Consider the following 19,614-nt stretch of genomic DNA (forward strand, 5'->3'; position numbering starts at 1 on the left):
CGAAGCAGCTGGTCGTGCTCAATCCCGCCGAAGCGGAAGCCGCACGCGGCTCGCGCCGGCGCCAACGTCGTCGCCATAAAGAAGCGCAGGCGCGCGCTGCGGCAGCGGGCCGGACCCGGCCAGACAACCGCTGGCTGGTGGGCAGTGTGGCGGGCGCGCTGGTGTTGGTCACCGCCGTGTGGTGGGGCATGCGCAGTTCTGCGCCCTCGGGGCCGGCGGCGGGGGTCACACCGCCTGGCGGTTTGGCCTACGGCGAAAGCACCGCCCGCGCTCCGTCTGAGTCGGCACCAGCCGCAGCGGCGGCTGCAGGTGAAGCGCCGCGCCCCGTAGCCAACGCGGCTCCGGAAGTCGCCGGCTCGGCCGCCGTGCTGACGGCTGCCGCGGCGGCATCGGCTGCGTTGAACACTGCGCCCGTCGCCGCCAGCAAGGCCGCAGACGCCGCGCCACACGCCAACGCGGCACCCACGCCAGCGCAGGCTGCGCCCAAGGCTGCGGCACGCCCTGGCAAGGCACCGACGGACAAGGCCCACGCGGATCGTTCACGCGCCAACGCAGAGAAATCGGCAGGCACCGCAGCGCCCACGCCATCGGCGCCAAGCCCTACAACGCCGCCCCCCACGGCGCCCGCGCCTGTCGCCGCCAGCCTGTGCAGCGACCGCGCGTTCATCGGGCGTGCCGTCTGTTTGCAGTCGGAATGCAGCAAACCCGCGCTGCGCCAGCACCCCAGCTGCGTGCGCATGCGCGAGCAGCAAGAAGCCCTGAGAAACGGAAGCGGCGGCGGTTGAGCGGCTGACGAGCGATTGGGCGCAGGCAATCCTGAATCGGCTGCGCCTGCTCAACCCGCGCCCGTCGCGTCATTCGGTGCCGGCTTCAGGCGATGGCGCCGTGCGAATCAATTGCCGTGTGGCCAGTACGAAGGACGTGTCGCTCGCCGCCCCTAACCCAGCCGAAGGAAGACACGGCTGATCAGCGCGCGTGCCGCGCGGTGGTTGCTCTCCCCCTGAACCCGCCAATCGTGCAACGCCGCAGTCCGTGCCTGCCCGAGGATGCTCCGAATCGCCTCAAAGCAGCTCGGACCATGAATCGCCCAAAAAAAAAGCGGTGGCCAACGCCACCGCTCTGACACAGCGCGCCCCGCTTAGCGAGACGCCGCCGCAGCAGCAGGCGCTGCCGCAGCGCCCGAGCCGCCCGCAGTTGGCGTCAGGGTGGCCGCTGGTTCGGGCACCAGAATCTTCGCTTTGTACTTGGCCTTCAGGGTGTCGTAGTAGCTGACGGTTTCTGCCATGCCCCACAGCTGTTCGTAGCGCGACAGGTTTTGCTGGTTGTCTTCCTTCGTCATGGCCGCACGCGGGACGACCTTGTCGACGCGGGCAATCACAAAGCCCTCCGCACCCAGGTTAACGCCAATCAGCTTGGGCAGCTTCTTCGGATCGGCGCGCAGCGCAGCATCGACCAAGGCGGGCGATTGCCCAGCGGGGTCATCGCGCGAAATGGTGACCACCTTGGTCAACTCAGGCGTGGCCGATTCCGGCTTGGCTTCCCACGCCTTCACCTTCTCCTGCCCGGCTTTGAGCGCCTGTTCGGTGCCTTTTTGCGCAACGTAGGCAGCACGAACTTCGTTTTTCACTTCCGCAAAAGGCTTGGCGTGCGCGGGCGAATAGCTCACTACGCGGCCGGAGGCCAGTTCGTTGGAGCCTAGATCCATTGCCTCGGTGTTGCGCTTTTTGTCGAGTGAATCCGCGCTGAACAGCGCTGCGAGAAAGTTCGCGTTGGCCAGCGGGCCGGACGCGCCTGCCGCTGGCGCGCGCGTCACGTTGTCTGCCGTCTGCACGGACAACTTCAATTTGTCGGCGGTGGGCTTCAAGCTGTCGGCTTGCTCATACACACCGTTGCGGAATTCTTCGGCCAACTCGCCAAAGCGCTTCTGGGCTTCCTGGGTGCGGTATTGGTCCTCCAGCTTGGCGCGCGCCTGCTCGAAGGGGGGCACACCCGAAGCCTTGATTTCGGTCAGGCGAACGATGTGGTAGCCGAAATCGCTCTCGATCACGTCGCTGATGTCGCCCGCCTTGGCCAGGGCAAAGGTGGCTTTGGCAATCGCCGGGTCGGTGCCGCGGTCGTTACGGAAAAAGCCCAGGTCACCGCCGCTGGGCGCGCTGATGTCGTCCTGCGAGGACTTGCGCGCCACATCGGCAAACGTATCAGGGGCTTTGCGCAGCGATGCCAGCAAGGCTTCGGCCGTGGCCTTGGCTTTCTGGCGATCGGCTGCCGGCGCATCCTTGGGCGCGGCGATCAGGATGTGGGCAGCGCGCCGTTGCTCAGGCTCGCCCAACTGGGCGCTGTTCTGCTCGTAGTACTTGCGCAGATCTTGCTCGTTGACTTCGATCGACTTTTTGATGCGGTCGAGGTCGAGCACCATGTACTCGACGCGGGCGGAATCGGGTGCCTGGTAACGCGCCAGATTGGCTTTGTAGAACGCGTCCAACTCGGCATCGGTCGGGTTGATCTTGGCGGCGTAGTCGGCGGCGCTGAGCTTCAGGAGGCGGACTTCACGGCGCTCGAGAAAGGCGTTCATCGCCACGTCGGCTTCGGCCTGCGTCGAAAAGCTTGTGTTCGCCACGGCGCCCAGAACCTGCTGCACCGACAAGTCGCCGCGCACGCGCGCTTCGAATTGCTCGGGCGTCATGCCTTGCAGGGCCAGCAAGCGCCGGTACTCGTCCATGTTCAAGCTGCCGTCGGCGCGGCGCAGCGCGGCGATGCTGCTGTCGTTTTGCAAGTAGGCCGCCAGACTCGCATCACTGACCGTGAGGTGCTCGTCCGCCGCCGCCGCGGCCAGCACACGTTCGCGCACCAATTGCTGCAGCGATGCGTACTTGATCTGCGGCGAATCCAACAGGTTCAGGTCCACGCTGGGGTTGCTGGCGCGCAGGCGATCCACGTCCTGGCGATGCGCGTTGTCCCATTCGGTCTGTGTGATGGCCTTGCCGTTGACCGTGGCCACCTTGGCGGTGGCATCGCTCATGCGCGTGTACCCATCAATGCCAAAGAGCACAAACGAAGGGATGATCAGCAAGAACAGCACCACCATCAGCAGCTTGGTGTGTTTGCGGACGATATCGAACATGCGCGAGACTCTCTCGGATAGATCTGGGAACAGAAAAAAAGGCGAACCGGGGTTCGCCTTTACGTCACTTGGTGGGTGCTGACGGGGTCGAACCGCCGACCTACGCCTTGTAAGGGCGCCGCTCTACCAACTGAGCTAAGCACCCCACCTGAAACGGTGTATCAATCAGTTCAGCGCGTCTTTCAGCGCCTTGCCGGGACGGAACTTGGGCACCTTGGCAGCCTTGATTTTAATCGTAGCGCCGGTGCGGGGGTTGCGGCCCGAGCGCGCGGCGCGTTTGCCGACCGCAAACGTGCCAAAGCCCACCAGCGATACGGCGCCACCCTTGCGCAGCGTGGTCTTAACGGCACCGATGGTCGCCTCCAGCGCGCGAGTGGCTGCAGCTTTGGAGATGTCGGCGTTCTTGGCGATGTGTTCGATCAGCTCGGTTTTGTTCACGAAGGTGCCCCTCTTTCAAGAATTTATCCAGTGCCCGGAAAACGATGTCGGACTGCCCGAAAACTCGGTCAGCCCGCTTCATAAGGTAGGCGGCGGCGGGTGTCAACGCAAACCCGCAATGGCCGTCATCGACGTGCGCGCATAGCGCGGTCACGTCGGCCCCTGTCCGGCGAGCGTTGCATTCTAGTCCCAATTGGGACTCGCCAACCCGTATCTGACCGGCTTGTGCGCAAGCGCAACATGGCGCATGCCAAGGTGGGCTGGTGTGTGACGTATCCGCCAGTTTTGCGGCATTTTGGCCCGCCGGAAAAGCCTTTGCCCTCGGCGGCGATGGACAGCCGCTCGCCATTTCGCCAAGCGCGGACGGGCCAGCTCAATGCTCGGCGGTCCGAGCCATCGCCACAGCCAGCTGAACAAGAGGACGTGAACAGCCCCGCCTGGACGGCTTAGCCGCGCACTGAAGCACCCGTATCCGCTAGCCGATCTACTTGGCGTGCGCACGAATGTCTGGCAGCGCCTTCTGCAGGTAATACACCATCGACCAGACCGTGAGTACGGCAGCGATCCAGATCAGCACAAGGCCCCATGCGCGCGTGTCGACCACGCCCAACAGCGTGCCGTCGTACAGCAAGAACGGAATGGCCACCATCTGCACCGTGGTCTTGAGCTTGCCCAGCATGTGCACCGCGACGCTGCGGCTGGCGCCGATCTTGGCCATCCACTCGCGAAGGGCCGAGATGGCGATTTCACGGCCGATGATGATCAGCGCAACGAAGACGTCGGCCCGCTGCAAGTGCACCAGCACCAGCAGCGACGCGCACACCAAAAACTTGTCTGCCACCGGGTCCAGAAAGGCGCCGAAGGCGGAGGTCTGGTTCAGTCGCCGAGCGAGAAAGCCGTCCAGCCAGTCCGTCCAAGCGAAGACGATGAACATCACCGTGGCCACCAGGTTGGCGGTCTGGGGCGCCAAAGGCAGGTAAAACACCCCCACGATCAGCGGAATCGCGACGATGCGCGTCCAGGTCATGATGGTGGGCAGGGTGAAGAACATGGCGGCGATTGTGGCACGCCCGCCGCGCCAGCGTGGCGCAACGGCCGGCAGGCTGGATTGCTACTCAATCAATAGCTTAAAGCGCTGACTGCACCTGTGCTGGCAGCTGTTTTTTTTCAATAAGAAAGCGCAGCCGATCGAATGGGTCTTCGCATCGAGTCGTGGCTCGCAGGCCAGCGAGGATGACGGGCTCAAGTCCGCGCGCTGACGCTGGGCTAATGCAAAGCCCGATAGATCTCCTCGGCCAGCGCGGGCGAAATGCCCTCCACCGTGGCCAGATCCTGAACGCTGGCCGCTTCCACGCCGCGCACGCCGCCAAAGCGCTGCAGCAGGCGCGCGCGCTTGCGTGGGCCGACGCCGGCAATCTCCTCAATGCGGCTGCCGCCCACGCGCACCTTGGCGCGCTGCGCGCGCATGCCGGTGATGGCAAAGCGGTGCGCCTCGTCGCGGATCTGCGCGATCAGCATCAGCGCGGCCGAATCCTTGCCCAGGTAGACCTTTTCGCGCCCGTCGGCAAACACCAGCTCTTCCAGGCCCACCTTGCGGCCCTCGCCTTTTTCCACGCCGACGATCAGCGACAAGTCCAGGCCCAGCGCGGCAAACACCTCGCGCGCCATGGCCACCTGGCCCTTGCCGCCATCCACCAGCACCAGATCGGGCATGCGCACCCCGGGCGCCTCGCCTTCGGCGGATGTCTGCAGCGCCTCGGCGATCTTGGTGTACCGGCGCGTGAGCACCTGGCGCATGGCGGCGTAGTCGTCGCCGGGGGTGATGCCCTCGATCTTGTAGCGGCGGTATTCGCTGCTCATCATGCGGTTGGCCTGAAACACGACGCAGCTGGCCTGCGTGGCTTCGCCCGCGGTGTGGCTGATGTCGAAGCATTCGATGCGCAAGTCGCCCAGATCGGGCACGTCCAGGCCCAGCGCGTCGGCCAGCGCGCGGGTGCGCGCCAGTTGCGAGCCCTCTTCCGCCAGCAGCCGCGCCAGTTGCAGGCCGGCGTTTTGGCGCGCCATGTCCAGCCACACGCGGCGCTGCCCGCGCGGGGCGTGGGTGGCGCTGATCTTCACTTCTTCCTTGTCGGCCAGCGCCTGCAGCAATGAGCGCGACACGGGCTCGCTGGTGATCAGCTGCGGAGGCGCGGGCACGTGCAGGTAGTGCTGGGCGATGAAGGCGTCCAGCACCTGCGCCTCCAGCGTGGGCAGCTCTTCGTCGCTTTCATCCAGCGCCATGGCGGCGCCGTCTTCGACGTGGCTGGGAAAGTACGCCCGGTCGCCCAGGTGTCGCCCACCGCGCACCATGGCCAGGTTGACGCAGGCGCGCCCGCCCTGCACCTTGACGGCCAGGATGTCCACGTCCGCATCCCCGGCCACCTCGACCGCCTGCTGGTGCAGCACCGCCGACAGCGACGTGATCTGGTTGCGGATGTTGGCCGCCTGCTCAAACTCCAGCGCGTCGGCGTGGGCCATCATGCGCGCCTCCAGCTGGTGCAGCAGGTCTTGCGTTTCGCCGCGCAGAAACTGCTCGGCGTGCGCCACGTCGGCGGCGTAGTCCGCCTCGCTGATCAGCCGCACGCAGGGGCCCGTGCAGCGGCGGATCTGGTAGAGCAGGCAGGGCCGCGTGCGGTTGGCAAACACCGTGTCTTCGCAGGTGCGCAGGTGAAACACCTTTTGCATCAGCTGGATGGTTTCCTTGACCGCCCAGGCACCCGGATAGGGGCCGAAGTAGCGGTGCCGCTTGTCGGTGGCGCCGCGGTAGTAGGCCATGCGCGGATAGGCCGCTGGGCGTGGCGGGCCTTCGGCGCTGTCGTGCTCGTGCCCGGTGCCGGTGATCTTCAGGTAGGGGTAGCTTTTGTCGTCGCGAAAGACGATGTTGTACTTGGGCGCCAGCTGCTTGATCAGGTTGTTTTCCAGGATCAGCGCCTCGGCCTCTGAGCGCACCACCGTCGTTTCCATCCGCGCGATGCGCCGCACCATGTGGCCAATGCGCGTGCCACCGTGGTTCTTCTGGAAGTAGCTGGAAACGCGCTTTTTCAGGTTGCGCGCCTTGCCCACGTAAAGCACGTTGCCGGCTTCGTCGAAATAGCGGTAAACGCCCGGCAGGCCGGGCAAGGCGCCCACCTGGGCCAGCAGCGCTTCGGGGTGCGCCGGTAGGGAATCGGACATGCGCCTATTGTGGCGTGAGCGCGGCGCGGGCGTGGCCATCGCAGCGCGGCTGGCGGGCGTACCTTTGCCCGAAGCGCGTTGACCTGCTGGCTGCGTGGCGCAGGCCATCGTTGGCTACACGCCGCGCATTCAGCCCACAATCGCCACGTGCCTTCACCTTCAACCCACCCTGACCTTTGGGACATCTTCTGCCGCGTGATCGACAACCATGGCGATCTGGGCGTGTGCTGGCGCCTGGCGCGCGACCTGGTGGCGCGCGGTCAGCACGTGCGGCTGTGGGTGGACGATGCGTCCGCGCTGCACTGGATGGCACCCGGCGCGCTGCAGGGCGATGTGCCTGGCGTGCAGGTGCTGCCCTGGGCCAGGGCGCAGGATGCGCAAGCCGTGGCCGCGGTGACGGCGGAGGCCCCAGCCAAGGCTTGGGTAGAAGCCTTCGGCTGCGAGATTCCTCCTGAATTCATAGCTGCTGGCGCAGGCGCCACCAGCGCTGGAGGCCGATTTGACCCCCAACCGCCAGTCTGGCTGAACCTAGAATACCTGAGCGCTGAGCCGTATGTAGAGCGCATGCACGCCCTGCCCTCGCCCGTGCTGCGCGGGCCCGCGGCCGGCTGGACCAAGTGGTTCTTCTACCCCGGCTTTACCCCGCGCACGGGCGGGCTGCTGCGCGAAGCCGATCTGCCCTCGCGCCAGGGCATGTTCGACCGCGCCGCGTGGTTGCGCGCGCATAGCATCGACTGGCGGGGCGAGCGACTGGCTTCGCTGTTCTGCTACGAACCTACGGCTTTGCCCGCGCTGCTGATGCAGTGGGCAAATTCGACGCACGCACCGGAGCCCACCCGCCTGCTGGTGACGGCCGGGCGCGCCACAGCCGCAGTGCGGCATGCGATTGCACAAGAAAATGGCCTCCAGCGCTTGCTGCAAGAGCGCCAGCAGCTATCCATTTCATACCTCCCGCATCTGCCACAGACCGCCTACGACGAGCTGCTGTGGGCCTGCGACTTGAACTTCGTGCGCGGTGAAGATTCGCTGGTGCGCGCGCTGTGGGCGGGGCGCCCCTTCGTCTGGCAGATCTACCCGCAGCCCGAAGACGACGCCCACCACGCCAAGCTGCACGCATTTCTGGACTGGCTGCAGGCGCCGCCTTCGCTTCGGCGCTTTCACGACGCCTGGAACGACGTGCACCCTGCCGGGCAGGCCGCGCCGCCTTTGCTTTTGCCCGACGCGGCCGATGGGGCGACATGGCTGGCGGCCGCCCAGGCAGCCCGCGCGCGCCTGTTGGCCCAGCCCAGCCTGGCCGAGCAACTGATCGGGTTCGTGCAGGAAAAAGGCTAGAATTGCGGGCTTTGCGAAATTTGGCCGCCCGCTTTGTCATAGAGCGCAGCCCCCGCATTTCGCCTCTTGCCGCAGCGCGCCGCGCGTTCTTCACATCTTCGGTGCACGAGCGGCCACCACGCTCCCTTCACTCACTGGAAGACCCCTACACATGAAAATCGCTCAGGAAATCCGCGCCGGCAACGTCATCATGCACGGCAAGGATCCGATGATCGTCCTTCGCACCGAATACGCCCGTGGCGGCCGTGGTGCAGCCACCGTGCGCATGAAGCTCAAGGCGCTGCTCAACAACATGGGCACCGAAGTGGTGTTCAAGGCCGACGACAAGATGGACCAGGTCATCCTGGACCACAAAGAGTGCACCTACTCGTACTTCGCCGACCCGATGTACGTGTTCATGGACGGTGAATTCAACCAGTACGAAGTCGAAGCCGAGAACATGGGCGACGCACTGAACTACCTGGAAGACGGCATGGCCGTGGAAGTGGTCTTCTATGACGGCAAGGCCATCTCGGTCGAGCTGCCCACCACCGTGGTGCGCGAAGTCACCTGGACCGAGCCGGCCGTCAAGGGCGACACCTCGGGCAAGGTGCTCAAGCCTTCCAAGATCTCCACCGGCTTCGAAGTGGCCGTGCCGCTGTTCGTGGCGCAGGGCGACAAGATCGAGATCGACACCCGCACCGGCGAATACAAGAAACGCGTCTGATCTCAGGGGGACCGCTGCGGCGGTTCATCCGGCTCGAAAAAGGCTCCTGCGGGAGCCTTTTCGCTGCCTGTGACCGGCCGAGGACAGCACCCGATAGTGGCCCCACCCTTCCCCTAAACTGGCGCCCCATGGAAACCACTGAGAACCTCAAACAAGCCACCGGATCGCCTCTGGCCGACGCCTGGGCAGAGTTGCAGGCCCACGCCGATCGCGGCGAACCGCTGGACCCCGCCGCCTACCGCCTGGCCTTCGCCGACCCGGAATTCATGCTGCGCCGCGAAACGCGCGGCATCCGCTTTCAGCTGGAGCTGCTCAAGCCCGACCTGGAGCTGGCCGCCGCAGGCATCGACCACACCGTGGTGGTCTACGGCAGCGCACGCTTCGTCTCGCGCGAGGTGGCGGCCGAGCGCCTGGCGGCGGCCCGCGCGTCGGGCGACGCGCACGCCATTGCCCTGGCCGAGCGGTCTGAACGCACCTCGGTTTACTACGAACAGGCGCGCGAATTCGGTCAACTGGTGTCCCAATTCGGGCTGACGCAGCCGCCCAAGGAGCGCCTGTACATCTGCACCGGCGGCGGCCCCGGCATCATGGAAGCGGCCAACCGCGGCGCCCAGGAAGCCGGTGCGCCTTCGGTGGGTTTGAACATCACGCTGCCGCATGAGCAGTCGGGCAACCGCTACATCACGCCGGAGCTGTCGTTCAAGTTCCACTACTTCGCCCTGCGCAAGATGCATTTCTTGATGCGCGCGCAGGCGCTGGTGGTCTTCCCCGGCGGGTTCGGCACCATGGACGAGCTGTTCGAAGTGCTGACCCTGGTGCAAACGCGCAAGGTGCGCCGCGTGCCGGTGGTGCTGGTCGGCAGAGACTTCTGGACGCGCCTGCTGCACATGGACGCGATGCTGGAAGACGCCACCATCTCGGAAGAAGACCTGGAGCTGTTCAGGATCGTCGACACACCGCAAGAGGCGTGGGAAGTGGTTCGCAGCTTCTACAGCCTTTGAGCTGAGGTCGCTTGCGGCCAGCCACTGCGCTGCTAGGCCACGTGGCGGCCATCTGGCTGGTGACCTTGCCCGTGTGCGGTTGCGGACATGGCCGCGCCTTGCCGGGCCCACGCCAACGCCGCGCTGCACGCTGCGGCGTGCGTCGGCTCAGTGGCGTGAAACACCATGGCCTGGCAGCAATCCCGCCAGGCGTGGCAGCACCGCCACGGCGTTGCTGCTGGTCGCGGCAGCCAGCTCGTCCAGCGGCATGCCGCGCAGGCCCGCCACCGTTTGCGCAATGCGGGGCAACTCGCCCGGTTCGTTGCGGCCCTGGGGCTGCCCGGCGGCGCGGCCCTCGGCCGTGGTGTAGAGCCAGTGCGGCGGAATGTCCGGCGCGTCGGTTTCCATCACCATCGTGCCCAGTGGCAATTCTGCCGCCAAGGCCCGCAGTCGTGTCGCGCGTTCATACGTGGTGGCGCCGCCAAACCCCAGCTTGAAACCCATCGCCGCCAGGATGTCGGCCTGCTGGCGGCTGCCGTTGAAGGCGTGGGCGATTCCGCCAGGAGGCTCGAACTGCCGCAGACCCTTGAGGATTTGGTCAACCGAGCGGCGCACGTGCAGGATCACCGGCAGGCCGTGCTGGCGCGCCAGCCGCAGCTGCTCGCGATAGAAACGGTCTTGCCGCTCGCGCAGCGGGCCGGTGGTCAACTCGGGCACGAAGTAGTCCAAGCCGATCTCGCCCACGGCCACCAAGTGCGGGTCGCCCGCGTGCGCGGTCAGCGCTGCGTCCAATTGGCTGAGTGCGTCGTCCGCCGCCCGCCCCACGTACAGGGGGTGGATGCCCAGCGCGTAGCCATCGCCGAATCGCCGGGCCAGCAAGCGTGCTGCGTCAAAAGTGCGCACCTCAACCGCAGGAATCACACAGCGCGCCACGCCCGCCTGGGTGGCGCGGGCGCGCACCGCGTCCACGTCGGGCGCGAACTCCGGCGCATCCAGATGGCAGTGCGTATCGATCCAGACCGGCATGGCGCGATCATGCCCGACCTTGGCCGAAGGGCTTTGGCCTGACGAACATCCGGGCAAGCGTGCTACTGTGCGAATGTCCACGTTTTGCCTCAAGCACTGGGGGTTGCCTTGATGCGTCGACCCGCGCTCTACAGCCGCTCTTCCCACCGCGCGCCTGACATTGACAGCGCAAGCGCCGCTGCGGCGGCGCCCCCTGTTTCCGGCCCCTGCCCGTCCCCCGAGGCGCCCAATGCACGAGCGCACCGTTGGCGCCGCGTGCTGGCCCACCCGGCACTGCTGTGGGCTGCCATCGCACTGCTGGCTGGCGCGCTGCTTTGGCCCGCCATGCCTTGGCGCAAGCCGCCCGCGCGCGCCCTGACGCAGAACGACATCCACGCTGCCGTCATGCACACGCTCGCCACGAGGCACCTTCCGTCGCAGGTCGCGCGCGCCGCCGCCGCCGTGGGCCCTTCGGTGGTACGGGTCGAGGGCACGATCCCTGGACAAAAGCGCCGCAGGGGCAGCGCGGAACCGGGCAAGGGCGTGGGCAGCGGCGTGGTCATCATCGACGACGGCACCATCCTCACCAACCTGCACGTGGTGCAGACGGCCGAAAGCATCACCGTCGCCTTTGCCGACGGCACCGAAAGCCCGGCGGGCATCGTCAGCATCCAGCCTGAGAACGACCTGGCGGTGCTGCGCGCGCAGAAGCTGCCGGACGATCTGCAGGCCGCCACCCTGCGCTCCTCCGCCGACCTGAGGCCGGGCGAAGAAGTGGTAGCGATCGGCTTTCCGTTTGGCATCGGCCCTTCGGTGTCTTCGGGCGTGGTGTCGGGCGTAAGGCGCGGGTTTCGCTCGCCCGATGGGGGCCAGCAGATGAGCAACCTGATCCAGTTCGATGCCGCCGCCAACCCCGGCAATTCGGGCGGCCCTTTGGTGACGCTGGACGGTCAGGTGGTGGGCATCGTCACCGCCATCCTGAACCCCACGCCCGCGCGCACGTTCTTGGGCATTGGCTTTGCCGTGCCCATCGAAAACGCCGCGGCCGCAGCCGGGCAGCCGCCTTTCTGATACTCACTTTTTAGGAGCTGCCAGCGCATGTCCAGCAACGACGAAAGCCGTTTTCTTCTTAACCCTGACACGGCCGAGCTGATGGAGCGGGTCTTGTATGAAGTCAAGCGCGTGGTGGTCGGGCAAGACCGTTTTCTGGAGCGCGTCATGGTCGCGCTGCTGGCGGGCGGACACCTGCTGGTGGAAGGCGTGCCGGGGCTGGCCAAGACCCTCACCGTCAAGACGCTGGCCAGCGTGCTGCAGGGCGATTTCAAGCGCATTCAGTTCACGCCCGACCTGGTGCCGGCCGACCTGATGGGCACACGGCTGTACAACCAGAAAACGGGCGACTTCAGCACCGCACTGGGCCCGGTGTTCACGAATCTGCTGCTGGCCGATGAAATCAACCGTGCGCCCGCCAAGGTGCAAAGCGCGCTGCTGGAGGTGATGCAGGAGCGGCAGGTGACCATCGCCGGGCAAACGCATTTCGTGCCTGAGCCGTTCTTGGTGATGGCCACGCAGAACCCCATCGAAACCGAAGGCACCTACGCGCTGCCCGAGGCGCAGGTCGACCGTTTCATGATGAAAGTGCTGGTGGACTACCCCAATGACGAAGAGGAATTTGTGATCGCCCAGCGCGTGACGGGCCCGCGCATCTACGTGAACCCCGTGGCCACCATGGAACAGCTGGGTGCGCTGCAGCGCCAGTGCGCGCAGGTGTACGTGGACCCTTCACTGATGCAGTACGCGGTCAGGTTGGTGTCGGCCACGCGCTCACCCGCCCACGTCGGCTTGAAAGACCTGGCGCCGCTGGTCAGCTACGGTGCCAGCCCGCGCGCCACCATTGGGCTGATTCAGGGCGCCAAGGCGCTGGCGATGATGCGGGGGCGCAGCTACGCGCTGCCCGAAGACATGAGCGACCTGGTGCCTGATGTGCTGCGCCATCGCCTGGTGCTGTCGTACGAGGCGTTGTCCGAAGGCCTATCGGTCGATCACGCAGTGCTTCGCATCATGGCCAAGGTGCCCCCCCCGCCCAAGCCGCTGGCACCGGAAAGGCGGGCGGCGTAGCGATGAGACGCCCGCTGAGCCACCGCCCGCGCCGCCACCCGGTCGCTCGATGCTGCGCGATTCGGGGGGCGGGCAGCGCCGGTTTGCGCCGCCCATCCGGCGACAGTGTTGGATGCGCCGAGGGTGAACGGTCGGCCTTGGCGCTGCGCGCGCCCCACCGCAATGCGAGCCACGTCGCAACGCCTGTCCCCGCAGTCGGATGCCGGGCTTGAGCATGGCCTGGTTCCGCCGTCAACCTGCCCAGCCAGAACCGCACACGGCGCCAACTCCAAGCGCCGGGGCCGCCCGTGCGCCGCTGCATGGCCAAGCCGAGCGCCTGCTGCGTCGGCTGGAGTGGACGGTGCTCAAGCGCCTGGACGGGCAGCTGATGGGCGACTACCGCACGCTGATGCGCGGCGCCGGGCTGGATCTGGCCGATCTGCGTGAGTACCAGCTGCATGACGACGTGCGGCACATCGACTGGAACGTGACCGCGCGCTTGCAGGTACCGCACGTGCGCGTGTACACCGAAGACCGCGAGATGTCCGCCTGGTTCCTGCTGGACCTGAGCCCCTCGGTCGACTTTGGCTCAGGCCCGCAAAGCAAGCGCGATCTGTCTGTCGGATTCGTGGCGGTGCTGGCGCGCCTGCTCACGCAGCGCGGCAACCGCGTGGGCGCCCTGCTCTACGGCGCGGGCGTGGACCGCGTAGTGCCCGCGCGCACCGGCCGCCAGCATGTGTTGCACCTGCTGCACAGCATCCAGAAGAACCTGCACCCCACGGCGTTGGCCGACCGGGCCCAGGGCAACACGACGCGGCTGGCCGATCTGTTGAGCGCAGGCGTTCACAGCATTCGCCGCCGGTCGACGGTGTTCGTGGTGTCGGATTTCATCAGCGAGCCCGGCTGGGAAAAGCCCCTGGGCCAGTTGGCCCAGCGCCACGAGGTAGTGGCCGTGCGCTTGATCGACCTGCTAGAGCAGCACCTGCCCGACCTGGGCCTGCTCACCCTGCGTGACGCCGAAACCGGCGAACACCTGCTGGTCGACACCCACGATGCGGCCTTCCGCTACCGCTTTGCCACCGTCGCCGCCCAGCGCGAAGAAGCCTTGCACAGCGCGCTGGCCCGCGCGGGCGTGGACGCCCTGGAGCTGTCTACCGCAGACGACCTGGCCGAAGCCGTCATGCGGTTTGCCGAACTGCGCCGCCAGCGCACGCGCACCGGCGGCGGGCATACCCAGTTGGGCATGCCCCTGCACCTGCGCCCACGGACCCGATCGCGCGACAATGGGGCTCCAGCGAGCTGACCATGAACCGCACCTGGCCCGCCTTCCTGCACTGGCCCCAAGGCCTGCCTGAGCCGCACTTCCTGTGGCCGCAATTCCTGTGGCTGCTGCTGCTCTTGCCGGTGCTGGTGCTGCTGTACCTGGGGCTGCAGCGGCGCCGCAAGAAGCTGGCGGTGCGCTACGCCAGCCTTTCCATCGTGAGGGAAGCCGTGGGCCAACGCGTGGCTTGGCGCCGGCACGTGCCACCCTTGTTGATGCTGACGGCGCTGGCGGCCCTGATCGTGGCCAGCGCGCGGCCGGTCGCCGTGGTGTCGCTGCCCTCGAACCAGCAAACCATCATCCTGGCGATGGACGTGTCCGGCAGCATGCGCGCCACCGATGTCGAGCCCAACCGCCTGGTGGCGGCGCAGAATGCAGCCAAGGCTTTCCTGAAGGCGCTGCCGCGCGACGTGAAGGTGGGCGTGGTGGCCTTTGCCGGATCCGCCCAGGTGGCGCAGCTGCCCACGGTCAACCGGGACGACCTCGTCACCGCCATCGACCGCTTTCAGCTGCAGCGCGCCACGGCCACGGGCAACGCGATCGTGATTTCGCTGGCCACGCTGTTCCCCAACGCGGGCATCGAGCTGCAGCAGCTCAGCTTTGACCGCCAGCGTGCCCTGGGCCGACCACTGGACCAGGCGCCACCCACGCAGAACGAATTCATTCCCGTGCCGCCGGGCTCCTACAACTCGGCCGCCATCATCATGCTGACAGACGGCCAACGCACCACCGGCGTGGACCCTGTTGAAGCCGCCAAGATGGCCGCCGACCGTGGTGTGAAGGTCTACACCGTGGGCATTGGCACGGTGGACGGCGAAACCATCGGCTTTGAAGGCTGGTCGATGCGCGTGCGGCTGGACGAAGACACGCTGAAGGCCATCGCCCAGAAAACCGCCGCCGAGTACTACTACGCCGGCACCGCGCAAGACTTGCAGAAGGTGTACGAAAGCCTGTCCAGCCGCCTGACGCTGGAGAAAAAGGAAACCGAAGTAACATCGCTTTTTGCATTGCTGGGCGCCGCGCTGGTCCTGCTGGCCGGTGGGCTTTCCATGTGGTGGTTCAACCGTTTGCCGTAAGCCGGCCGACCACCTGGCGAATTGCGGCCCCGGCCTTGCAGGCGGCCGCTGCGGGCCTTGGGGTCCCACGGCAGATGAACGGAGTTTTTTTGCATTCATCATGACAACCCAACCCGCAAGCGCCCCACCCGACTGGCTCTACCTAGTGGCACAGGCCACGCAAGCCCCCTCAGGCCACAACAGCCAACCGTGGCTCTTCAAGCTCAACACGGACAGCATCGAGGTTCACCCCGACCTGAAGCGATCATTGCCTGCGGTCGATCCTGAGCACCGGGAGCTGTACGTCTCGCTAGGCTGTGCGGTTGAAAACCTCTGCCTTGCCGCCACAGAGAAAGGCTATGCCAGCCAGGTGACGGTGGCCGATTCCGGCATCATCACCGTGGCGCTGACCCACAACCCAGGCATCTCGCCCGACCCGTTGGCAACCCAGATTGGCTTGCGGCAAAGCAACCGCCGGGTCTATAGCGGCCGCTTGCTCTCAGAGCACACCGTCGCTCAGTTGGCGGCCACTGCACAGGGGGAAGGCGTCGGCCTTCACCTCTATCCGCGTGACACCCAGGCGTTCGAAGCGATTGCGGAATTCGTCTACCGGGGTAACACCGTGCAGATGCACGACGAAGCGTTCAAAACCGAGCTGAAGAGTTGGATGCGCTTCAACCGAAAGCACCAGGACAGCACGCTGGACGGCTTGAGCTACGCCGTTTTCGGCGCACCGAACTTGCCCGCCTTCCTATCTCGGCCGATCATGGCCATGCAGATCAACGCGGCCACGCAAAACAAGAACGACAGCCAGCGGTTCCAGTCCGCGTCGCACCTCGCGCTGTTCACCACCGCTTCGGACTCGCTGCGCGAACGGGTTGCGCTGGGGCGATCGCTGCAGCGCTTCTGGCTCACCGCCACCGCGCTCGGCGTGGCGTGCGCGCACCTTAACCAGCCCAACGAAGTGCCTCGCCTTGCGCGGGAGATGGCCGCAAGCCTACAGCTGGGCGCGGAACGCCCGACAGTGCTGCTTCGCCTGGGCTACGCAGACAAGTTGCCGTACTCCAAACGCCGGCCAGTCAGCGAAGTGCTAATGCCAAGCTGAAAAACCGGCGGCGCCTGCCAAGCGGCCGCAGCGCCTTCAGCCGGCTTGCCACGACGGCCCGCTCAGCGGGCGCGCTCCCACACCAGCCGCATCTGGTCAGAGGGTGGCAGTGGCGCCGGGCAACGTCCGTCGCCCTTGCCGCTGATGCCGCCTGTGGGCGCGCAGCGTGCATAGCCAGCAGCGTCGTGCAAGGTGTTCATGCGGTCGCAGCACGGCTCCACCAGATAAAAGGCCGGCTTGCCCTCGTACGTCAGCTGCCAGATTTGCTGCGGCTGCAGGCGCAGCGCCGACTGCGTGCGCTTGTGCAGCAGCGGCGGCAGCGGCACGAGCACCAGAACGGGCGCGTGCTGCGCGTTGGCAGGCTGCGAAGGCGCCGGGTAGAAAGGCGTCGTGGGCGCGGGCGCGCCCGGCAGTGAAGACGCTGGCGCTGCGGGCGACGTGCTGGTAGGCGTGGTGCAAGCCGCCAGCGCGGCCATCAGCGCCACAGCGCCCAGCTTGAAGAATGAATGCGCCCAAGGCGCGCTACGATCAGACATCCTGAAATTCCTTGCAGAAGCCTAGGCCGCCGTCGCTTGGCCCATCAACGTCACCGCGGCGCAGCCCTGGGGCTTGAGCACCCTCTCGGTCGACGCAGGATAGCGCGCCAGCTTGTCAGCACCCCGGCGCGGCCGCACCACCAGCTCGCCGCCGCAATTCGGGCAGCGCCGCCCAGCTTGGCTTGCGCGCAATCGGCGCAGAAGGTGCATTCGAACGAGCAGATACGCGCGTCGGCACTGCCCGGCGGCAGGACGCGGTCGCAGCATTCACAGTTGGGGCGCAGTTCGAGCATGACAGTGTCGGCAAACAGTCGCGGCGAGCATCACCGCCAGCTTATTGTGCCGCCACTGGCCAGCGCTTTGTCGATATCGCCAGCGGCGACCCAGGCGTCACCCTGCGCCGCGCAGGCCAGCTCAGGGGCTTGGGCTCACAGCGCGGGTTTCATTCCACTCTTTGCCCAGCGACGCAGCCGCACGCGCGGCCCGTCATTCCCCCGCCAGGCGCCCCCGCTCCAGCCGCAGCGTGCGGCCGCAGCGCTCGGCCAGGGATTCGTCGTGGGTGACCAGAACGAAGGCCGTGCCGTGGTTGCGGGCCAGCTGCAAGATCAGCTCGAACACGCTGTCGGCGGTGGCGCGGTCGAGGTTGCCGGTGGGCTCGTCGGCCAGCACGCAGGCGGGCTGCGTGACCAGGGCGCGGGCGATGGCCACGCGCTGGCGTTCGCCGCCCGACAGCTCGGCTGGGCGGTGGTGGATGCGCTCTTTCAAGCCGACCTGTGCCAGCATGCGTTCGGCCGATCGGGTGGCCTGGTCGCGCGCCTCGCGGCGAATCCACAGCGGCATGGCGACGTTGTCCAGCGCGCTGAATTCCGGCAGCAGGTGGTGAAACTGGTACACGAAACCCAGGTGCTGATTGCGCAGCATGCCCTGTGCAGAGGGCGACAGGCTGGCAAAGTCTTTCCCCAGCAGGCACACGCTGCCGGTGCTGGGGCTGTCCAGCCCGCCGAGCAGGTGCAGCAGCGTGCTCTTGCCAGAGCCGGATTGGCCGACGATGGCCACGGTTTCGCCCACGCGCACCTGCAGATCCAGCCCGTGCAGCACGGTCACGTCCAGCGGGCCTTCCTGAAAGCGTTTGGTCAGGCCTTTAGCGTCTAAAACGACGTTGGCGCTGGTGGCACCTGCGCTGCCAGCTATCGGATTCATAGCATTTTCAAGATTGGCCCCGCCAGCGCCGGGCCGCCCCAAGTCGGCTGCAGCCCCCTCGGAGGACAGCGCAGCATGCGAAGCAGCGGAGCGTGGGGGCGACTCGCCAGCGCCGGGCCGCCCCAAGCTGGCGGTGTCCCCCTCGGGGGGCAGCGCAGCATGCGAAGCAGCGGAGCGTGGGGGCACGTCACTCATAGCGCAGCGCCTCGGCGGGGTTGACGCGGCTGGCGCGCCAGCTGGGGTACAGCGTGGCCACGAAGGACAGCACCAGCGATATCACCGCGATGGGCACGATGTCGCCAGCCTGCGGGTCGCTGGGCATTTTGTTGATCAGGTACACCTCTTTGGGCAAGAAGCTGGCGTGAAACAGCCGCTCCAGAAACGGCACGATCACGTCGATGTTGCAGGCGATCAGCAGGCCCAGCGCCAGCCCGCCCAGCGTGCCGATCACGCCCACCAGCGCGCCCTGCACCATGAAGATCTTCATGATGCTGGCGGGGCTGGCGCCCAGCGTGCGCAGGATGGCGATGTCGGCGCGCTTGTCCTGCACCGTCATCACCAGCGTGCTGACCAGGTTGAACGCGGCCACCGCCACGATCAGCGTGAGGATGATGAACATCATGCGTTTCTCCAGCTGCACGGCGGCAAACCAGGTGCGGTTCTGGCGCGTCCAGTCCAGCAGCATCAGCTGGCCGCTCAGCGTTTGGGCCAGCTGGTCCGTGACCTCGCGCGCCTTGTTCAGATCGCGCAGCTTCAGGCGGATGCCGGTCGGCCCGTCCAGGCGGAAGATGCGTTCGGCGTCCTGGATGTGCAGCATGGCCAGGGCCGAGTCGTATTCGTAGTGGCCGCTGCTGAAGGTGCCCACCACCGTCATCTGCTTGAGGCGCGGCACCACGCCCGCGGGGGTCACCTGGCCGCTGGGCGCGATCAGCGTGACCTGGTCGCCCTCTGCCACGCCCAGCTTGCGCGCCAGGTCGCTGCCCAGCAAGATGCCGAACTGCCCCGGCACCAGCTTGGCCAGCGCCGTGTCTTTCAGCTGCGCGGCCACGTCGGTGACGTTGGGCTCCAGCGCCGGATCAATGCCGCGAACGATAGCGCCCTGCATGGTTTCGCCGCGCGCCACCAGCCCTTGCGCGCCGATGAAGGGGGCGGCGCCCACCACCTCGGGGTTGGCGCGCACCTCGCTCAGCGTGCGCTGCGGGTCGGGCAAGGGGCCGCCGTCGGGCGAAAAGACTTCCACGTGCGCGATCACGCTGAGCATGCGGCCCGTGACGTCTTTGCGAAAGCCGTTCATCACGCTCAGCACCACGATCAACGCGGCCACGCCCAGCGCAATGCCCAGCATGGACGACGCAGATATGAAAGAAATGAAGCCGTTGCGCCGCGTGGCACGGCCTGCGCGCGTGTAGCGCCAGCCAAGGCGCGCTTCATAAGGTAGGCCAGCGGATGAGGGCATCAGGGGGCGAAAAACGCGAAAGCCGCCCGTGCGGGCGAAGGCCAACATT

The 19,614-nt window shown here is 66.7% G+C and carries 17 protein-coding genes, 1 tRNA gene and 1 pseudogene; 9 read left to right on the forward strand and 10 right to left on the reverse strand.

Translation table 11 applies throughout. The features are described from left to right. Positions 1–14: 14 nt before the first annotated feature. Complete coding sequence (locus C6570_RS14145; protein WP_245896200.1) at positions 15–785, forward strand: hypothetical protein; 771 nt, start codon at positions 15–17, stop codon at positions 783–785. A gap of 353 nt (positions 786–1,138) precedes the next feature. On the opposite strand, the gene C6570_RS14150 is transcribed toward C6570_RS14145, so the two are convergent. The 5 genes from C6570_RS14150 to uvrC form a co-directional block, all read right to left on the reverse strand. Continuing rightward, the gene (locus C6570_RS14150; RefSeq protein ID WP_106703794.1) at positions 1,139–3,121 is read right to left on the reverse strand and encodes a SurA N-terminal domain-containing protein; all 1,983 of its coding nucleotides are present in this window, start codon (positions 3,119–3,121) and stop codon (positions 1,139–1,141) included. A 69-nt stretch (positions 3,122–3,190) separates the two neighbouring features. Further along, positions 3,191–3,266: transfer RNA gene (locus C6570_RS14155), tRNA-Val, on the reverse strand. A 20-nt stretch (positions 3,267–3,286) separates the two neighbouring features. Continuing rightward, a complete protein-coding gene (locus C6570_RS14160) occupies positions 3,287–3,559 on the reverse strand; it encodes an HU family DNA-binding protein (RefSeq protein ID WP_106703795.1) in 273 nt (90 codons plus the stop codon). A 484-nt stretch (positions 3,560–4,043) separates the two neighbouring features. Beyond that, entirely contained in the window at positions 4,044–4,610 is a 567-nt protein-coding gene (gene pgsA / locus C6570_RS14165; protein ID WP_106703796.1) for a CDP-diacylglycerol--glycerol-3-phosphate 3-phosphatidyltransferase, read from the reverse strand. A gap of 215 nt (positions 4,611–4,825) precedes the next feature. Further along, positions 4,826–6,772: an excinuclease ABC subunit UvrC gene (gene uvrC / locus C6570_RS14170; protein ID WP_106704715.1), complete on the reverse strand. Its 1,947-nt coding sequence runs from the start codon at positions 6,770–6,772 to the stop codon at positions 4,826–4,828. 147 nt (positions 6,773–6,919) lie between these two features. Between uvrC and earP the strand changes: the two genes are divergently transcribed. The 3 genes from earP (at position 6,920) to C6570_RS14185 (ending at position 9,811) form a co-directional block, all read left to right on the forward strand. Beyond that, a complete protein-coding gene (gene earP / locus C6570_RS14175) occupies positions 6,920–8,104 on the forward strand; it encodes an elongation factor P maturation arginine rhamnosyltransferase EarP (RefSeq protein WP_106703797.1) in 1,185 nt (394 codons plus the stop codon). A gap of 151 nt (positions 8,105–8,255) precedes the next feature. Beyond that, positions 8,256–8,810: an elongation factor P gene (gene efp, locus C6570_RS14180; protein ID WP_106703798.1), complete on the forward strand. Its 555-nt coding sequence runs from the start codon at positions 8,256–8,258 to the stop codon at positions 8,808–8,810. Between the two features lie 128 nt (positions 8,811–8,938). Further along, positions 8,939–9,811, forward strand: coding sequence for an LOG family protein (locus C6570_RS14185; protein WP_106703799.1), 873 nt, complete (start codon positions 8,939–8,941; stop codon positions 9,809–9,811). Positions 9,812–9,958: 147 nt separating this feature from the next. On the opposite strand, the gene C6570_RS14190 is transcribed toward C6570_RS14185, so the two are convergent. Next, positions 9,959–10,816 (reverse strand): TatD family hydrolase, encoded by an 858-nt coding sequence (locus C6570_RS14190; RefSeq protein ID WP_106703800.1) that lies wholly within the window; start codon positions 10,814–10,816, stop codon positions 9,959–9,961. Positions 10,817–10,927: 111 nt separating this feature from the next. On the opposite strand from C6570_RS14190, the gene C6570_RS14195 reads away from it, so the two are divergent. From C6570_RS14195 to C6570_RS14215, 5 genes are all read left to right on the forward strand, one after another. Then, positions 10,928–11,866 (forward strand): S1C family serine protease, encoded by a 939-nt coding sequence (locus C6570_RS14195; protein WP_106703801.1) that lies wholly within the window; start codon positions 10,928–10,930, stop codon positions 11,864–11,866. A gap of 27 nt (positions 11,867–11,893) precedes the next feature. Next, positions 11,894–12,913 carry an AAA family ATPase gene (locus C6570_RS14200; protein ID WP_106703802.1) on the forward strand — a complete coding sequence of 340 codons (1,020 nt, stop codon included), beginning with the start codon at positions 11,894–11,896 and terminating at the stop codon, positions 12,911–12,913. 214 nt (positions 12,914–13,127) lie between these two features. Continuing rightward, the gene (locus C6570_RS14205) at positions 13,128–14,195 is read left to right on the forward strand and encodes a DUF58 domain-containing protein (protein ID WP_106704716.1); all 1,068 of its coding nucleotides are present in this window, start codon (positions 13,128–13,130) and stop codon (positions 14,193–14,195) included. Positions 14,196–14,197: 2 nt separating this feature from the next. Next, on the forward strand, positions 14,198–15,289 hold the full coding sequence (locus C6570_RS14210) for a VWA domain-containing protein (protein WP_106703803.1): 1,092 nt from the start codon (positions 14,198–14,200) through the stop codon (positions 15,287–15,289). 100 nt (positions 15,290–15,389) lie between these two features. Beyond that, positions 15,390–16,373 (forward strand): Acg family FMN-binding oxidoreductase, encoded by a 984-nt coding sequence (locus C6570_RS14215; protein ID WP_106703804.1) that lies wholly within the window; start codon positions 15,390–15,392, stop codon positions 16,371–16,373. A gap of 62 nt (positions 16,374–16,435) precedes the next feature. Here C6570_RS14215 and C6570_RS14220 read toward each other — a convergent pair whose 3' ends face one another. From C6570_RS14220 to C6570_RS14235, 4 genes and pseudogenes are all read right to left on the reverse strand, one after another. Beyond that, positions 16,436–16,909 (reverse strand): DUF6970 domain-containing protein, encoded by a 474-nt coding sequence (locus C6570_RS14220; protein ID WP_106703805.1) that lies wholly within the window; start codon positions 16,907–16,909, stop codon positions 16,436–16,438. Between the two features lie 21 nt (positions 16,910–16,930). After that, positions 16,931–17,202 (reverse strand): annotated as a pseudogene (locus C6570_RS14225) (DUF1272 domain-containing protein). A 193-nt stretch (positions 17,203–17,395) separates the two neighbouring features. After that, positions 17,396–18,109: a lipoprotein-releasing ABC transporter ATP-binding protein LolD gene (lolD, locus tag C6570_RS14230; protein ID WP_106703806.1), complete on the reverse strand. Its 714-nt coding sequence runs from the start codon at positions 18,107–18,109 to the stop codon at positions 17,396–17,398. A 187-nt stretch (positions 18,110–18,296) separates the two neighbouring features. Further along, positions 18,297–19,565 (reverse strand): lipoprotein-releasing ABC transporter permease subunit, encoded by a 1,269-nt coding sequence (locus tag C6570_RS14235; RefSeq protein WP_106704717.1) that lies wholly within the window; start codon positions 19,563–19,565, stop codon positions 18,297–18,299. Between the last annotated feature and the right edge of the window lie 49 nt (positions 19,566–19,614).

This window comes from Ottowia oryzae, assembly GCF_003008535.1.
Taxonomy (GTDB): domain Bacteria; phylum Pseudomonadota; class Gammaproteobacteria; order Burkholderiales; family Burkholderiaceae_C; genus Ottowia; species Ottowia oryzae.

Excerpts from the sequence above, each read along its gene's own strand:
- C6570_RS14150 (WP_106703794.1), bottom strand. The coding sequence starts at position 3,121 with ATGTTCGATATCGTCCGCAAACACACCAAGCTGCTGATGGTGGTGCTG.
- pgsA (WP_106703796.1), bottom strand. The coding sequence starts at position 4,610 with ATGTTCTTCACCCTGCCCACCATCATGACCTGGACGCGCATCGTCGCG.
- uvrC (WP_106704715.1), bottom strand. The coding sequence starts at position 6,772 with ATGTCCGATTCCCTACCGGCGCACCCCGAAGCGCTGCTGGCCCAGGTG.
- efp (WP_106703798.1), top strand. The coding sequence starts at position 8,256 with ATGAAAATCGCTCAGGAAATCCGCGCCGGCAACGTCATCATGCACGGC.
- C6570_RS14185 (WP_106703799.1), top strand. The coding sequence starts at position 8,939 with ATGGAAACCACTGAGAACCTCAAACAAGCCACCGGATCGCCTCTGGCC.
- C6570_RS14190 (WP_106703800.1), bottom strand. The coding sequence starts at position 10,816 with ATGCCGGTCTGGATCGATACGCACTGCCATCTGGATGCGCCGGAGTTC.
- C6570_RS14195 (WP_106703801.1), top strand. The coding sequence starts at position 10,928 with ATGCGTCGACCCGCGCTCTACAGCCGCTCTTCCCACCGCGCGCCTGAC.
- C6570_RS14200 (WP_106703802.1), top strand. The coding sequence starts at position 11,894 with ATGTCCAGCAACGACGAAAGCCGTTTTCTTCTTAACCCTGACACGGCC.
- C6570_RS14205 (WP_106704716.1), top strand. The coding sequence starts at position 13,128 with ATGGCCTGGTTCCGCCGTCAACCTGCCCAGCCAGAACCGCACACGGCG.
- C6570_RS14210 (WP_106703803.1), top strand. The coding sequence starts at position 14,198 with ATGAACCGCACCTGGCCCGCCTTCCTGCACTGGCCCCAAGGCCTGCCT.
- C6570_RS14215 (WP_106703804.1), top strand. The coding sequence starts at position 15,390 with ATGACAACCCAACCCGCAAGCGCCCCACCCGACTGGCTCTACCTAGTG.
- C6570_RS14220 (WP_106703805.1), bottom strand. The coding sequence starts at position 16,909 with ATGTCTGATCGTAGCGCGCCTTGGGCGCATTCATTCTTCAAGCTGGGC.
- lolD (WP_106703806.1), bottom strand. The coding sequence starts at position 18,109 with ATGAATCCGATAGCTGGCAGCGCAGGTGCCACCAGCGCCAACGTCGTT.
- C6570_RS14235 (WP_106704717.1), bottom strand. The coding sequence starts at position 19,565 with ATGCCCTCATCCGCTGGCCTACCTTATGAAGCGCGCCTTGGCTGGCGC.